At 69.9% G+C, this 13,343-nt stretch carries 15 protein-coding genes; 12 read left to right on the top strand and 3 right to left on the bottom strand.

Features of this window, described 5'->3' with window-relative positions; translation table 11 throughout:
* Window positions 1-42: 42 nt before the first annotated feature.
* The 4 genes from AC5Y31_RS16530 to AC5Y31_RS16545 all read left to right on the top strand — a co-directional run bounded on the left by AC5Y31_RS16530 (window position 43) and on the right by AC5Y31_RS16545 (window position 4,421).
* Complete coding sequence (locus tag AC5Y31_RS16530) at window positions 43-1,095, top strand: alpha/beta hydrolase (RefSeq protein WP_301631122.1); 1,053 nt, start codon at window positions 43-45, stop codon at window positions 1,093-1,095.
* 35 nt (window positions 1,096-1,130) lie between these two features.
* Complete coding sequence (locus tag AC5Y31_RS16535; protein WP_499981623.1) at window positions 1,131-2,525, top strand: cystathionine beta-synthase; 1,395 nt, start codon at window positions 1,131-1,133, stop codon at window positions 2,523-2,525.
* A gap of 61 nt (window positions 2,526-2,586) precedes the next feature.
* Window positions 2,587-3,264 carry an RDD family protein gene (locus AC5Y31_RS16540; RefSeq protein WP_499981624.1) on the top strand — a complete coding sequence of 226 codons (678 nt, stop codon included), beginning with the start codon at window positions 2,587-2,589 and terminating at the stop codon, window positions 3,262-3,264.
* Complete coding sequence (locus AC5Y31_RS16545; RefSeq protein WP_499981626.1) at window positions 3,261-4,421, top strand: cystathionine gamma-synthase; 1,161 nt, start codon at window positions 3,261-3,263, stop codon at window positions 4,419-4,421. Before AC5Y31_RS16540 ends, AC5Y31_RS16545 begins: the two co-directional genes overlap by 4 nt.
* 9 nt (window positions 4,422-4,430) lie before the next feature.
* Here AC5Y31_RS16545 and greA read toward each other — a convergent pair whose 3' ends face one another.
* Together greA and AC5Y31_RS16555 are read right to left on the bottom strand one after the other, a co-directional pair.
* Window positions 4,431-4,925 (bottom strand): transcription elongation factor GreA, encoded by a 495-nt coding sequence (gene greA / locus AC5Y31_RS16550; RefSeq protein WP_065023038.1) that lies wholly within the window; start codon window positions 4,923-4,925, stop codon window positions 4,431-4,433.
* Between the two features lie 132 nt (window positions 4,926-5,057).
* Window positions 5,058-5,480, bottom strand: a complete 423-nt coding sequence (locus AC5Y31_RS16555) for a DUF4307 domain-containing protein (protein ID WP_499981628.1) — start codon at window positions 5,478-5,480, stop codon at window positions 5,058-5,060.
* 106 nt (window positions 5,481-5,586) lie between these two features.
* Here AC5Y31_RS16555 and mca point away from each other — a divergent pair, with 106 nt between their 5' ends.
* Genes mca through AC5Y31_RS16575 form a run of 4 tightly spaced genes read left to right on the top strand, consistent with a single transcriptional unit; the run spans window position 5,587 to window position 9,173 of the window.
* Window positions 5,587-6,459, top strand: coding sequence for a mycothiol conjugate amidase Mca (gene mca, locus AC5Y31_RS16560; RefSeq protein WP_499981630.1), 873 nt, complete (start codon window positions 5,587-5,589; stop codon window positions 6,457-6,459).
* Entirely contained in the window at window positions 6,456-6,710 is a 255-nt protein-coding gene (locus AC5Y31_RS16565) for a hypothetical protein (protein ID WP_499981631.1), read from the top strand. The genes mca and AC5Y31_RS16565 overlap by 4 nt, the downstream gene beginning before the upstream one ends.
* Before the next feature lie 5 nt (window positions 6,711-6,715).
* Window positions 6,716-8,779: a thioredoxin domain-containing protein gene (locus AC5Y31_RS16570; protein WP_499981632.1), complete on the top strand. Its 2,064-nt coding sequence runs from the start codon at window positions 6,716-6,718 to the stop codon at window positions 8,777-8,779.
* 10 nt (window positions 8,780-8,789) lie between these two features.
* The gene (locus AC5Y31_RS16575; RefSeq protein ID WP_065023049.1) at window positions 8,790-9,173 is read left to right on the top strand and encodes a nuclear transport factor 2 family protein; all 384 of its coding nucleotides are present in this window, start codon (window positions 8,790-8,792) and stop codon (window positions 9,171-9,173) included.
* Window positions 9,174-9,182: 9 nt separating this feature from the next.
* Here AC5Y31_RS16575 and trhA read toward each other — a convergent pair whose 3' ends face one another.
* The gene (gene trhA, locus AC5Y31_RS16580) at window positions 9,183-9,896 is read right to left on the bottom strand and encodes a PAQR family membrane homeostasis protein TrhA (protein WP_499981633.1); all 714 of its coding nucleotides are present in this window, start codon (window positions 9,894-9,896) and stop codon (window positions 9,183-9,185) included.
* A 68-nt stretch (window positions 9,897-9,964) separates the two neighbouring features.
* Between trhA and AC5Y31_RS16585 the strand changes: the two genes are divergently transcribed.
* From AC5Y31_RS16585 to AC5Y31_RS16600, 4 genes are all read left to right on the top strand, one after another.
* Window positions 9,965-10,756, top strand: a complete 792-nt coding sequence (locus AC5Y31_RS16585; protein WP_065023051.1) for a (2Z,6E)-farnesyl diphosphate synthase — start codon at window positions 9,965-9,967, stop codon at window positions 10,754-10,756.
* Window positions 10,757-10,762: 6 nt separating this feature from the next.
* Window positions 10,763-12,130: a hypothetical protein gene (locus AC5Y31_RS16590; protein ID WP_499981635.1), complete on the top strand. Its 1,368-nt coding sequence runs from the start codon at window positions 10,763-10,765 to the stop codon at window positions 12,128-12,130.
* 100 nt (window positions 12,131-12,230) lie between these two features.
* On the top strand, window positions 12,231-12,638 hold the full coding sequence (locus AC5Y31_RS16595) for a hypothetical protein (protein WP_065023052.1): 408 nt from the start codon (window positions 12,231-12,233) through the stop codon (window positions 12,636-12,638).
* Window positions 12,639-12,692: 54 nt separating this feature from the next.
* Window positions 12,693-13,280, top strand: coding sequence for a DUF732 domain-containing protein (locus AC5Y31_RS16600; RefSeq protein ID WP_499981637.1), 588 nt, complete (start codon window positions 12,693-12,695; stop codon window positions 13,278-13,280).
* Window positions 13,281-13,343 lie beyond the last annotated feature (63 nt).

The following is a 13,343-nucleotide window of genomic DNA, read 5'->3' on the forward strand; positions in this document are numbered from 1 at the left end:
GTTGGCTGTGCCGGCCCGGGCCGGCGGGAGGGAGTGTGCACCATGACCGCGCCCAGCAAGATTGCCAGCTCGCCGCGTGGATTCAGCCGCCTGCACCCGGCACTGCGACCCCGCCGCTTCCCCCGCAATGACGGCCTGCCGGTCGAGGTCGTGGAGGATGCGCCCAGCGTCGAGGGACGGCTGACGTGGCTGGCAACCCGGCTCACCGTCCGGCCGGTGCTCTCGGTCGGCAGCTACCTCCCGCGCATGCCGTGGCCGTTCGGTCTGTTGGACTTCGCCGCCAAGGCGGTGCTGCCGGCGCCGGGCACCGTGCGGGCCAGCATCCGGTTGCCGCACTGCACGGCGAAGATGGTGCGTGCCGCCGGCGTCTTGCCCGCCGACGGCACCCGGCGGGTCGTGTTGTACATGCACGGCGGCGCCTTTTTGGCCTGCGGGGCTAACACGCACGGCCGGCTCGTCACGAAGCTGTCGAAGTACGCCGACAGTCCGGTGCTGGTGGTGGAATACCGGATGGTGCCCAAGCACTGCATCGACGACGCGGTCGACGACTGTTACGACGCCTACCGCTGGCTTCGCCGGCAGGGCTACGCACCCGACCAGATCGTGCTGGCCGGCGACTCCGCCGGCGGCTACCTGTCGCTGGCGCTGGCCGAGCGACTGCTGGACGAGAGCGGGGACGACGAGACCCCGGCGGCGATCGTGGCGATGTCACCGCTGCTGGAGATCGCCAAGGAAGCCAAGCAGGCGCATCCGAACATCCACAGCGGGGCGATGTTTCCGCCCCAGGCATTCGACGCGTTCGTCGAACTGGTCGAAGCGGCGGCCCGCAACCATGGCCGGCCCGGCCAGGTCCTCGAACCGCTGCAGCACGTCAAGCCGGGCCTGCCGCGCACCCTGATCCATGTCTCGGGCTCGGAGGTGCTGCTGCACGACGCGCGGCTGGGCGCCAGGGTGCTGGCCGCAGCGGGCGTCCCGGTGGAACTGCGGGTGTGGCCCGGCCAGATCCACGTCTTCCAGCTCGCCGCACCGTTCGTGCCCGAGGCCACCCGCTCGCTGCGCCAGATCGGCGAATACATCCGCGAAGCCACCGGCTGACCCGCAGAGACACCCAACCTGACACCATGGCAGGCATGCGGATAGCGCGCCACATCAGTGACCTCATCGGCAACACCCCCCTGGTCGAGCTGAATTCCATCGTTCCCGCCGGCGCCGGCCGGGTGGTGGCCAAGGTCGAATACCTCAACCCGGGCGCCAGCTCCAAGGACCGCATCGCGGTGAAGATGATCGACGCCGCCGAGGCCAGCGGGGCACTCAAGCCCGGCGGCACCATCGTCGAACCGACCTCCGGCAACACCGGTGTGGGTCTGGCGCTGGTCGCGCAGCGCCGCGGATACAAGTGTGTGTTCGTCTGCCCCGACAAGGTCAGCGAGGACAAGCAGAACGTGATGCGGGCCTACGGCGCCGAGGTGGTGGTGTGCCCGACCGCGGTACCGCCCGACGACCCGGCCAGCTACTACAGCGTGTCCAACCGGCTGGTGACCGAGATCGACGGCGCCTGGAAGCCCGACCAGTACTCCAACCAAGCCGGCCCGGAGAGCCACTACGAGACCACCGGCCCGGAGGTCTGGAACGACACCGACGGCCAGGTCACCCATTTCGTCGCCGGAATCGGCACCGGCGGCACCATCACCGGCACCGGCCGCTACCTCAAGGAGGTGTCGGGAGGCCGGGTGCGGATCATCGGCGCCGACCCGGAGGGCTCGGTGTACTCCGGGGGGACCGGCCGGCCGTATCTGGTGGAAGGCGTCGGCGAGGACTTCTGGCCGGCCGCCTACGACCCGAAGGTCCCCGACGAGATCATCGCGGTGTCCGACGCGGACTCGTTCGACATGACCCGGCGGCTGGCCCGGGAGGAAGCGCTGCTGGTCGGCGGATCCTGCGGGATGGCCGTGGTGGCGGCCGTGGAAGCGGCCGTCAAAGCCGGGCCCGACGCGCTCGTCGTCGTTCTGCTTCCCGACGGCGGCCGCGGCTACATGTCGAAGCTCTTCAACGACTCCTGGATGTCGTCCTACGGGTTCCTGCGCTCCCGGCTGGACGGCTCGACCGTGCAGCCCACGGTTGCCGACGTGCTGCGCGCGAAGTCCGGGGTGTTGCCCGACCTGGTGCACACCCACCCGTCGGAGACGCTGCGCGACGCCATCGGGATCCTGCGGGAATACGGGGTGTCGCAGATGCCCGTCGTCGGTGCCGAGCCGCCGGTGATGGCGGGGGAGGTGGCCGGCAGCGTGTCCGAGCGCGACCTGCTCTCGGCGGTCTTCGAGGGCCGCGCCAAGCTGGCCGACGCGGTGTCGCTGCACATGGGCCCGCCGCTACCGCTGATCGGCTCCGGCGAGGTGGTCGACGTCGCCGCGACCGCCCTGGCCGAGGTCGACGCGGTGATGGTGGTCGAGGACGGTAAGCCGGTCGGCGTCATCACCCGACACGACCTGTTGGGCTTCCTGTCCGACGGGCCGCGTCGCAGGTAGCCACGGCGAGAACGCCTTGCGGTAGCGTGACAGTCCGCATCAATCGATTCAGAAGGTGCCCATGACTGACTTCCCGCCGCCGCCCCAGGGCAATTACCCGCCCCCGCCCGGCGACTACTCCCCCCAGGGCAACTATCCGCCGCCGCCGGGTAACTACCCGCCGCCCGGCAATTACCCGCCGCCGCCCCCAGGCAATTACCCGCCGCCGCCGCCGGGCAACTTCCCGCCGCCGGCCCCGGGATACGGCTCGGCCGGCAGCCCGGTCGGCCAGCTGCCCCAAGAGGCCTACACGTCGTGGCTCACCCGGGTGGGCGCCTACTTCATCGACCTGCTCCCGATCCTGCTGATCTATGGAATCCCGTCGATGATCGCCGGGTCCACGGCGAAGAAGGAGTGCATCACCACCTCGGCGGGGTTCGCCTGCACCGTCACCCCGTCGAGCGCCGGCGCCCTGCTGATGTTCGTCGGGTGGGCGGCGGCGCTGGGCTACGGGATCTGGAACTTCGGTTACCGCCAAGGGGTCACCGGGTCGAGCATCGGCAAATCGGCGATGAAGTTCAAGGTGGTCTCCGAAGCCACCGGCCAGCCGATCGGGTTCGGCATGTCGATCGTGCGACAACTGGCCCACATCATCGACGGCGCCATCTTGTGCATCGGCTACCTGTTCCCGCTGTGGGACGCCAAGCGGCAGACGCTGGCCGACAAGATCATGACCACCGTCTGCCTGCCGATCCGGTGAGCCAGAATCAAGGGCACAGCCCAAAAGGCCTGTCCACCAAGGCGATCCATGCCGGTTTCCGCCCCGACCCGGCCACCGGGGCGGTCAATGCCCCGATCTACGCCAGCAGCACGTTCGCCCAGGACGGTGTCGGTGGCCTGCGCGGCGGTTACGAGTACGCCCGCACCGGCAACCCGACCCGAACCGCGCTGGAGACCGCCTTGGCCGCGGTCGAGCAGGGCCGCTTCGGGCGGGCGTTCTCCTCGGGGATGGCCGCCACCGACTGTGCGCTGCGGGCGATCCTGCGCCCGGGCGACCACCTGATCATCCCGGACGACGCCTACGGCGGCACCTTCCGGCTGATCGACAAGGTGTTCACCGGCTGGGGCGTGGCCCACACCCCGGTCGCATTGTCCGACCTGGACGCGGTGCGTGCCGCGCTCACCGATCAGACCCGGCTGATCTGGGTGGAGACACCCACCAACCCGCTGCTGTCGATCAGCGACATCGAGGGCATCGCCGCGATCGGCCGACAAGCGGGCGCAAAGGTATTGGTGGACAACACGTTCGCCTCGCCGGCGCTGCAGCAGCCGCTGACGCTGGGCGCCGACGTGGTACTGCACTCGACCACCAAATACATCGGCGGCCACTCCGACGTGGTCGGCGGTGCGCTGGTCACCGACGACGACGAGCTCGACGCCGCCTTCGCGTTCCTGCAGAACGGCGCCGGTGCGGTGCCCGGCCCGTTCGACGCCTACCTCACCCTGCGCGGACTCAAGACGCTGGTGCTGCGGATGCAGCGGCATAGCGAGAATGCCACCGCGGTGGCCGACTTCCTCGCCGCGCATTCGGCCGTGGACAGCGTGCTGTACCCGGGCCTGCCAGGCCACCCGGGGCACGACGTGGCCGCCCGCCAGATGAGCGGGTTCGGCGGCATGGTCTCGGTGCGGATGCGCGGCGGCCGGGGAGCGGCCGAGAAACTGTGCGCGGCAACCGAGATCTTCATCCTGGCCGAGTCGCTGGGCGGGGTGGAGTCGCTGATCGAACACCCGGGCGCGATGACGCATGCCTCGACGGCCGGCTCACAACTGGAGGTTCCCGACGATCTGGTGCGGCTGTCGGTCGGCATCGAGGACATCGACGACCTGCTCGACGATCTCAAGCAGGCACTTGGCTGAGCGTCCGGCTCAGGAGTGGTAGGGCTCCGCGCTGACCAGGGTCACCTTGACGGTCTTGCCGCTGGGCACGGTGTAGCTGCGCTCCTCGCCCTCCTTGGCGCCCAGCAGGGCGTGACCAAGCGGTGAGTTCGGGGAGTACACCTCGAGCTTGTCCTCGCTGACGCCCTCCTGGCGGGTGGCGATCAGGAAGGTCTCGGTGTCGGACTTGTCGCCGTCGTAGAACACCTTGACCACCGAACCGGGCAGCGCCACCCCGGACTGGGTGGGAGCCTCGCCGACCTTGGCGTTGTTGAGCAGCTCCTGCAGCTGGCGGATGCGGGCTTCCTGCTGACCCTGTTCCTCGCGGGCGGCGTGGTAGCCGCCGTTCTCCCGCAGGTCGCCCTCTTCGCGGCGGTCGTTGATCTCCGCGGCGATCACCGGACGGTTCGCGATCAGCTGGTCGAGCTCGGCCTTGAGCCGGTCGTGTGACTCCTGCGTCAACCAGGTCACCTGGGTGTCCGTCATCTCACTGTGCTCCTCGTATCGTCGACCCCGGCGAAGCCAAATGGGTCGACGTTTTTCTCATGCAGTCGTTCTAATGCAGCAATACACGGTCCCATGCGGAACCGTGTATCCGTAAAGGGTACCACCGCGTGATCAGGGCGACTTCAGGTAACCGGGCACGTCGGCGCCGCAGCCGTAGATGTCGCCCATCATCGGCGGTTGGGACGATTTGACGATCGTCGTCACCTGTACGGTCGCCGACTCCGACGGCGGCACCAGCACTTCCCGGCGGCCCGTCTCGCTGCCGTCGCCGGCCCGCACGCGCACGATGCACACCGCGGGCTGGGACGGATCAGATCGGGTCACGCTGATCTTTACCGACACCGTCTGGTCGTCGATCACCTCGTAGCCGTACAGTTCGCCCTTCACGTCGGCGGTGGTCAGCCGCTGATAGCCCAGTACGGCGACCGCGGCGGCCGTCGCGATGGCCAGCGCACCCAGTGTGATCGCCAGCAGCCGCCGGGGCAGGGCGCGGGCGCGGGTGTCGCCGTAGCGGGCCGGCTTGGAGTCGGTCATCGTCGCGGTGTGTCCCATGGTCGGAGTCGGGATCGGTTACCGCGCCCGTCGGCCATGGTGGAACGATGGGGCCGGAAACCAACAGGAACTATAGGGGACTTTGCACATGAGCGGACTGCGGTTGATGGCGGTGCACGCGCACCCCGACGACGAGTCCAGCAAGGGCGCGGCCACGCTGGCCCGCTACGCGGCTGCCGGCCACCGGGTGATGGTGGTGACGCTGACCGGCGGTGAGCGCGGCGACATCCTCAATCCCGCCATGGATCTGCCCGAGGTACACGGTCACATCGCCGAGATCCGCCGCGACGAGATGGCCAAGGCCGCCGAGATCCTCGGCGTCGAGCACCACTGGCTGGGGTTCCTCGACTCCGGCCTGCCCAAAGGCGACCCGCTGCCGCCGCTGCCCGAGGACTGCTTCGCCCTGGTGCCCCTGGAGGTGTCGACGGAGCGGCTGGTGGGAGTCGTCCGGGACTTCCGGCCGCATGTGATGACCACCTACGACGAGAACGGCGGCTACCCGCACCCCGACCACATCCGCTGCCATCAGGTGTCGGTGGCCGCGTTCGAGGCGGCCGGCGACTTCCGCCGCTACCCGCAGGCCGGCGAGCCCTGGACCGTCTCGAAGCTGTACTACAACCACGGCTTCCTGCGTCAGCGGATGCAGTTGCTGCAGGACGAGTTCGCCAAGATCGGCCAAGTCGGTCCGTTCGCGCGGTGGCTGGAGCACTGGCAGCCCGACCACGACGTGTTCGCCGACCGGGTGACCAGCCGAGTGGAATGCTCCGCCTACTTCTCTCAGCGCGACGACGCGCTGCGCGCCCACGCCACCCAGATCGACCCGAACGGCGACTTCTTCGCCGCTCCGATCGAGTGGCAGCAACGCCTGTGGCCCACCGAGGAGTTCGAGCTGGCCCGGTCTCGAGTGCCGGTTATCCTGCCGGAGACCGACCTGTTCGCCGGGATCGAGGACGCCCCATGAATCATGCTGTGCTGACCGCGCTTTGGGTCTTGGCCGATGACGTGCCCCGGGACACCGGGCCGGACTTCGGCAAGGCCAGCCCGTTCGGACTGCTGGTCATCGTGCTGCTGCTGCTCGGCACCTTCGGGCTGGTGTGGTCGATGAACCGGCACCTCAAGAAGGTGCCGGAATCCTTCGACCGGGAGGATCCCGCCGCCGATCAAGCCGCCGACGAAGGCACGCTGGACCCGGGACCGGACTCGGCGGGTTAGGTCCCATGGCCAATCGTCTCGCGGAGTCCACCAGCCCGTATCTGCACCAGCACGCCGACAACCCGGTGCACTGGCAGGAGTGGACGCCGCAGGCGTTGGCCGAAGCCGCCGAGCGCGACGTGCCGATCCTGCTGTCGGTCGGCTACGCGGCCTGCCACTGGTGTCACGTGATGGCGCACGGGTCGTTCGAAGACGCACACGTGGCGGAAGTGCTGAACGACGGCTTCGTGTGCGTCAAGGTCGACCGGGAGGAGCGCCCGGACATCGACGCGATCTACATGAACGCCACCATCGCGCTCACCGGGCGTGGCGGCTGGCCGATGACCTGTTTTCTGACCCCCGACGGCCGGCCGTTCTACTGCGGCACCTACTACCCGAAAGACACCTTCCTCAACCTGCTTTCGGCGATCACCGACACCTGGCGCAACCGCCGCGACGAGGTCGAGGACGCCTCCGACCGCATCGCCGAGGAGTTGCGTTCGATGGCCGCCGGACTGCCCGGAAACGGACCTCCCGTCGACGCGATGCTGTGCGACGGTGCGGTGGCTGCGGTGCTGCGCGACGAGGACACCGAACACGGGGGCTTCGGGGGCGCGCCCAAGTTCCCGCCGTCGGCGATGATGGAAACCCTGCTGCGCCACTACGAACGGACCGCAGCCCGCCCGGTGCTGGAAGCGGTGGCCCGGGTCGGCGCGGCGATGGCCCGCGGCGGCATCTACGACCAGCTCGCCGGGGGCTTCGCCCGCTACAGCGTCGACAATGCATGGGTGGTACCGCATTTCGAGAAAATGCTGTACGACAACGCGCTGCTGTTGCGGGCGTATGCGCACTGGGCCCGGCGCACCGGTGATCCGCTGGCCGTGCGGGTGACCTCGGAGACGGCCCGCTTCCTGCTGGACGAGCTTTCCGACGGCGGCATGTTCGTCTCCTCGCTGGACGCCGACGCCGACGGTCGGGAGGGCTCGACGTATGTGTGGACCGCCGAGCAGCTGACCGACGTGCTCGGCGATGACGACGGACGTTGGGCCGCAGGCGCTTTCGGGGTCACTCCGAGCGGGACGTTCGAAGCCGGCGGTTCAGCGAGCCTCGACGGAGGAGAGGGGAAGCTGGGACCGCCGAATGGGCACGGCGCCTCAGTGCTACAACTTCCGCGCGATCCCGGCGATCTCCAGCGGCTCGACTCGGTGCGGCAGCGCTTGCTGGCTGCCCGGCGCTCCCGGCCCCAGCCCGGTCGCGACGACAAGGTGGTCACCGCCTGGAACGGCATGGCGATCACGGCGTTGACCGAAGCCGGTGTGGCGCTGGGGGATCAGAGCCTGATCAGCGCGGCCCAGGACTGCGCCGCAGCACTGATCGGCCTCCACCTGGTGGACGGGCGGCTGCGTCGGGCCAGTCTCGGCGGCCAGGTGGGGGACAGCGTCGCGATCCTGGAGGACTACGGCGCGCTGGCCACCGGGCTGCTCAGCATGTACCAACTCGACGGCGACCAGCGGTGGCGCGACACCGCCGCCGGCCTGCTGGACACCGCGCTGGCCCGCTTCGCCGACCCGACGCAGCCCGGACGCTGGTTCGACACCGCCGACGACGCCGAGGCACTGGTGCTGCGCCCCGGTGACCCGCTGGACGGGGCCACCCCGTCGGGTGCGGCGCTGATCACCGAGGCGCTGCTGACCGCGGCGCACCTGGTCGACGCGGACCGCAGTGAGCGCTACCGGCAGGCCGCCGCCGACGCGTTGGCGGCGCACAGCGCGCTGCTGGCCCGCGCTCCGCGCTCGGTGGGGCATTGGCTCGCCGTCGCCGAGGCCTACATCCGAGGCCCGCTGCAGGTCGCGGTGGCCTGCCAGAGCCCCGACTCGGCGCTGCTGGCCGATGCGCGCCGCCTGGCGCCCGGCGGGGCGATCGTGGTCGGCGGTGCGCCCGGCTCGTCGGAACTGCTGATCGGGCGAGAGCGGGTCGACGGCGCCGACGCCGCGTATGTCTGCCGGGGCCCGGTCTGTGACCTGCCGGTGGGCAGTGCGGCGGAGCTGGCCGTGGCCCTCGAGGTGCCCACGAACCCGGGCTCCGTGTAACCTGCGCCACATGACGAGCGCACCCGACCGGACCCAGGCGATCACCGAGACCGTCCACCGCTACATCGAGTTGGTCGGCGGCGGCGACGCCGACGATCTGGTCGGGCTGTACGCGAGTGACGCCACCCTGGAGGACCCGGTTGGCGGCGAGGTCCACATCGGCCACCAGGCCATCCGCAACTTCTACTCGGCCATCACCGGCCTGGACCGCAAGGCTGAGCTGGTCACGCTGCGGGTGGCCGGCAACGAGGCGGCCTTCCACTTCGCGCTGACCATCACCAACGGTGACCACCGGATGCGCATCGAGCCGATCGACGTGATGGTGTTCGACGGCGACGGCAAGATCGCCGGGATGAAGGCCTACTGGTCGGCGGAGAACATCACCCAGCTGTAGCCAGGACGGCTAGGACAGCGCGGCGAACCAGATCGCGATGTACTGGCAGACCGCCGCGACCGCGGTGCAGGCGTGGAAGAACTCGTGGTAACCGAACGTCCGCGGCCACGGGTCCGGCCATTTCAGCGCGTACATGATCGCGCCGATGCTGTAGAGCATGCCGCCGACGGTCAGCAGCACCATCGCGGCCACCCCGGCGTTGCGCATGATCGTCGCGATGAAAAACGCTGACACCCAACCCAGCAGCAGATACAGCGGCACGCCGACCCACTTCGGCGCGGTCGGCCAGAACAGCTTCAGCACCACCCCGGCCAGCGCACCGCCCCAAACGATGGTCATCACCAGCCGCTCCTGGGCGTCGTGGTCCATCGCCAGCAGCGCGAACGGGGTATAGGTGCCGGCGATGAAGATGAAGATCATCGCGTGGTCGACCCGCTTCATCCTGACCCGGGTGGCCACCGATTTCCAGGTCACCCGGTGGTAGGTGGCGCTGACCGCAAACATGCCGACCACCGAGATGGTGTAGGCCAGCGTCGCCAACCCGGCCTCGACTCCGGCCAGCGGCCAGGTCACCCCGATGAGCGCGGCCCCGGCGATGACCGCGACGACGGCTGACACCAGGTGAATCCATCCGCGCGCCCGCGGCTTGGTGTGTGCCGCGAGGACGTCCGCGGGCAGGTCACCCGGGTTCGGCTCGGCGATGGTGTCGGTTTGCGTGCTCATCGACCTTTCCCCCGATTCCCGGACGCGATTCGCGGCAACTGCTGCCGATCACAGTAGTCTGGGTTTTTGTGGCGATCATCCCGGCGCGCCTGAAGGAGCCGCTGTACCGGCTCTACGAGATGCGCCTCCGGCAGGGGCTCGCGGCATCCCGGTCGGCGTTGCCGCGGCACATCGCCGTGCTCTGCGACGGTAACCGGCGCTGGGCGCGCGATGCCGGCTACGACGACGTCAGCTACGGCTACCGGATGGGCGCGGCCAAGATCGCCGAGATGCTGCGCTGGTGCGCCGACGCCGGCATCGAGATGGCCACCGTCTACCTGCTGTCCACCGAGAACCTGCAGCGCGACCGCGCGGAGCTCGCCGCGCTGATCGAGATCATCACCGACGTGGTGGAGGAGATCTGCGCGCCGGGCAATCGCTGGAGTGTGCGCACCGTAGGGGACCTGGAGCTGCTGGGGGAGGAGCCCGCCCGCCGATTGCGTGAGGCCGTGGACTCGACCCGCGAGAAGAACGGTGGTTTTCACGTCAACGTCGCCGTCGGCTACGGCGGCCGCCAAGAGATCGTCGACGCCGTTCGCGGTCTGCTCGGCAAGGAATTGGCCAACGGTGCCAGCGCCGAGGAACTCGTCGACGCGGTGACCGTCGAGGGCATCTCGGAGAATCTCTACACCTCGGGCCAGCCGGACCCCGACCTGGTGATCCGTACTTCCGGGGAACAGCGGTTGTCCGGATTTCTGCTGTGGCAGAGCGCCTATTCGGAGATGTGGTTCACCGAGGCGCACTGGCCGGCCTTCCGCCGGGTCGACTTCCTGCGGGCGTTGCGCGACTACAGCGTCCGGCACCGGCGATTCGGGCGGTAGCGGGGAGTGGTTGTGCTGTCGGCGCTGGTTTTCACCCTGAGTTGGTGGCTCGGGATGTACCTGCTGGCCCGCGACCCGCGCAAGCCGGTGCTGGTGTTGGCTGCGGTCGGGCTGTGCGGTTTCGCGGCGGTGGTCGCCGCCGACGCGGTGCGTGCGGTGTGGCAGCCGGTGCTGCTCGGCCGGGTGGAGATCTACCTGGCCGTGATTCCGGGGGTGGCGTGGTTCGCCGTGCTGCTGGAGCTGTCCCGGCCGTGTGACCGCTGGTCTCACCGCGGTCGGGACACCGTGCTCATCGGTGGGGTCGCCGCGGCGGCGCTGGCCGGGGCGGCGTGGGCCGGCAGCGTCGACGGCCCGCTGCGCGCCGGGCACTGGCTGCTGTTCGCGGTGGTCTCGGTGTCGACGTTGGCGGCGATGGTCAAGGCCCTCATCCGGCCCGCCCAACCCGGCTCGGTGCTCGGCGTGGTGATCGTTGCGACGTTGTTCTTCGCGCTGGCCAACGCGATCCTGATCATCCCGCTGGGGGTGGTGCCCAGCGGAATCGCGCTGGCCAGCACCGGCATTGACGTGCTGCTGCTGGGTCTGGCGGTCGCCCTGTGGGACGCCTTCGACGAGGGCCAGGCGCTGCGGCTGGACATGCTGCGCTCGTTTCTGGCCGCCGTCGCGATGGCGGCGCTGCTCGGTGGGCAGGTGCTGATCGGGCTGGCCATGACCCGAAGCGAACCTGCCGCGCAGACCGCACTGACGGTGCTGCTGTTCACCACGATCGCCGTCGGTATCGAAGTCCAGGTCTTCGTCGACCGGCTGGCCGGGTTCTGGGACCGGCTGGCGTTCTGGCGGTCCCCGGCGTTGCGCGCCGACCGCGCCGCCCTGCGTGACACCGAGGCCGCGCTGGCGCTGCGCTCGACCGGCCCGCTCGACGACGTCGACGAGGAGACCTTCGTGCGGCTGACCCGGCGGGCGTTGGCGCATTACGGGGACCTGTCGAAGCTCGTCGCCAGCCCGCTGACCGCGCTGCCGGCCATCGACGAGCGGTTGGCCGCGCGCGGTGTCCCGGACGCACCGCTGGAACGCGCCAACGAACTCAAGGCGCTGCTGGCAGACCGCATCGCCGCGCTCAAACCGCGCGACGGCGGCGAGTTCGGCACCACCGAACAGTGGCGCTATTACAACGCCTTGTACTTCCCCTACGTGGTCGGAGTGCGCGCCTACGCGCAGAACGCGACCGCGGCCGGGCTGGATCCCACAGCCCGGCAGGCCTGGCAGTGGTTGGTCACCGAGGTGCCGCAGCGCTCGTTGCACAACTGGCAGAACGCCGGCGCCCGGGTGATCGCGGCCGACCTGCGCGGGCGGATGGCGGTTTCGTCGGGCCTGTGACCTGCGCTTGGCAGTGCTTGGCAGTGTCTCGGGTCGATGTGGCAGCGGCCGGCGAGCAACGTCGGGGGTGTTGCTAGTCGAGCCTCGAAGGGAGTTCATCATGACCGCCATCACCACCCGGGTCTTGTCCGACTCGACCGATTCACTGCTGCGGTTCGCCCTGCGGGCCGACGCCGCCGCCACCGGCGTCATCGGTCTGGCGGGGCTGTTTGCCGCCCGGCCGATGGCAGCGCTGATGGGTCTGACGCCGGCCCACGAATACGCGCTGGCCGCCTTCTGCGTGCTCTACGGCGCGGCGGTCTACTTCCTGTCCGCACTGCCGGACGTGCGCCGGGCCGGCGTGGGCGTGATCGCCGCCAATGTGGTGTGCACCGTCGCCGCGATCACGGTGCTCGAAACCGGGGTGCTGCCGTTGACCGGGGTCGGCGTCGTAGCGATGCTGACGAGCGCCGCTTACACCGCGTTCTTCGCGCTCGCGCAGTACCGCGGACTGCGCCGCCTGCCCTGACTCGCGGCCACTGCAGCGTGTCGCCCCAGCCGCCACCGTCTACAGTTCTGTCCCATGATGTGGCGGCTGGCGGCGATGACGCTGATTCCCGGAACCCTGCTTTTCGCCGCCGCGCCGGCACAGGCCGATGAGAAGGGCTATCTCAGTTACCTCGACTCGCGCGGCTTCAAGTATCAGAACAGCCCGGGGCTCATCACGCCGTCCGGCGCGGTGAAGGCCGGCGAGCTGATCTGCCAGAACTTGCGGCGCGGCCGTCCCGCCCGGGATCGGTTCGACAAGAAGATCGCTGACGGCATCCCCAAGCTCATGGTCGACGCCGCGCAGAACGAGATGTGCCCGGAGACCTTGGCCGCCGCCTCGACGCCCACCCCGGCGACGCCGCCGCCGGGCGCTGCAGACCCGCTGCCGCCCCCGCCGGCAAACGAGCCCCCGCCGCCGGGCTTCCCACCGCCACCCGGGTTCCCGCCACCGCCGGAGTTCCCGCCGCCACCTGGCTTCCCGCCACCGCCGGAGTTTCCGCCGCCGCCTGGCTTCCCGCCGCCGCCGGAGTTCCCGGCGCCCGCTGATTTCCCGCCGCCCCCGCCGCCGGCCGAACCGCCGCCGCCGGGCCAGCCGCAGCCGGGCACCGCAACTGTGCCTTAGCCGATGGCGGCGACCCGTCCCCCGCAAGCGGGAGGTGCCCCCAGCGCCGGCTCCGCCGCGCTT

Source organism: Mycobacterium sp. NGS18, assembly GCF_059813185.1.

Coding starts and splice junctions, on each gene's coding strand:
- AC5Y31_RS16530 (WP_301631122.1), top strand. CDS start 43: ATGACCGCGCCCAGCAAGATTGCCAGCTCGCCGCGTGGATTCAGCCGC.
- AC5Y31_RS16535 (WP_499981623.1), top strand. CDS start 1,131: ATGCGGATAGCGCGCCACATCAGTGACCTCATCGGCAACACCCCCCTG.
- AC5Y31_RS16540 (WP_499981624.1), top strand. CDS start 2,587: ATGACTGACTTCCCGCCGCCGCCCCAGGGCAATTACCCGCCCCCGCCC.
- greA (WP_065023038.1), bottom strand. CDS start 4,925: ATGACGGACACCCAGGTGACCTGGTTGACGCAGGAGTCACACGACCGG.
- AC5Y31_RS16555 (WP_499981628.1), bottom strand. CDS start 5,480: ATGACCGACTCCAAGCCGGCCCGCTACGGCGACACCCGCGCCCGCGCC.
- mca (WP_499981630.1), top strand. CDS start 5,587: ATGAGCGGACTGCGGTTGATGGCGGTGCACGCGCACCCCGACGACGAG.
- AC5Y31_RS16565 (WP_499981631.1), top strand. CDS start 6,456: ATGAATCATGCTGTGCTGACCGCGCTTTGGGTCTTGGCCGATGACGTG.
- AC5Y31_RS16570 (WP_499981632.1), top strand. CDS start 6,716: ATGGCCAATCGTCTCGCGGAGTCCACCAGCCCGTATCTGCACCAGCAC.
- AC5Y31_RS16575 (WP_065023049.1), top strand. CDS start 8,790: ATGACGAGCGCACCCGACCGGACCCAGGCGATCACCGAGACCGTCCAC.
- trhA (WP_499981633.1), bottom strand. CDS start 9,896: ATGAGCACGCAAACCGACACCATCGCCGAGCCGAACCCGGGTGACCTG.
- AC5Y31_RS16595 (WP_065023052.1), top strand. CDS start 12,231: ATGACCGCCATCACCACCCGGGTCTTGTCCGACTCGACCGATTCACTG.
- AC5Y31_RS16600 (WP_499981637.1), top strand. CDS start 12,693: ATGATGTGGCGGCTGGCGGCGATGACGCTGATTCCCGGAACCCTGCTT.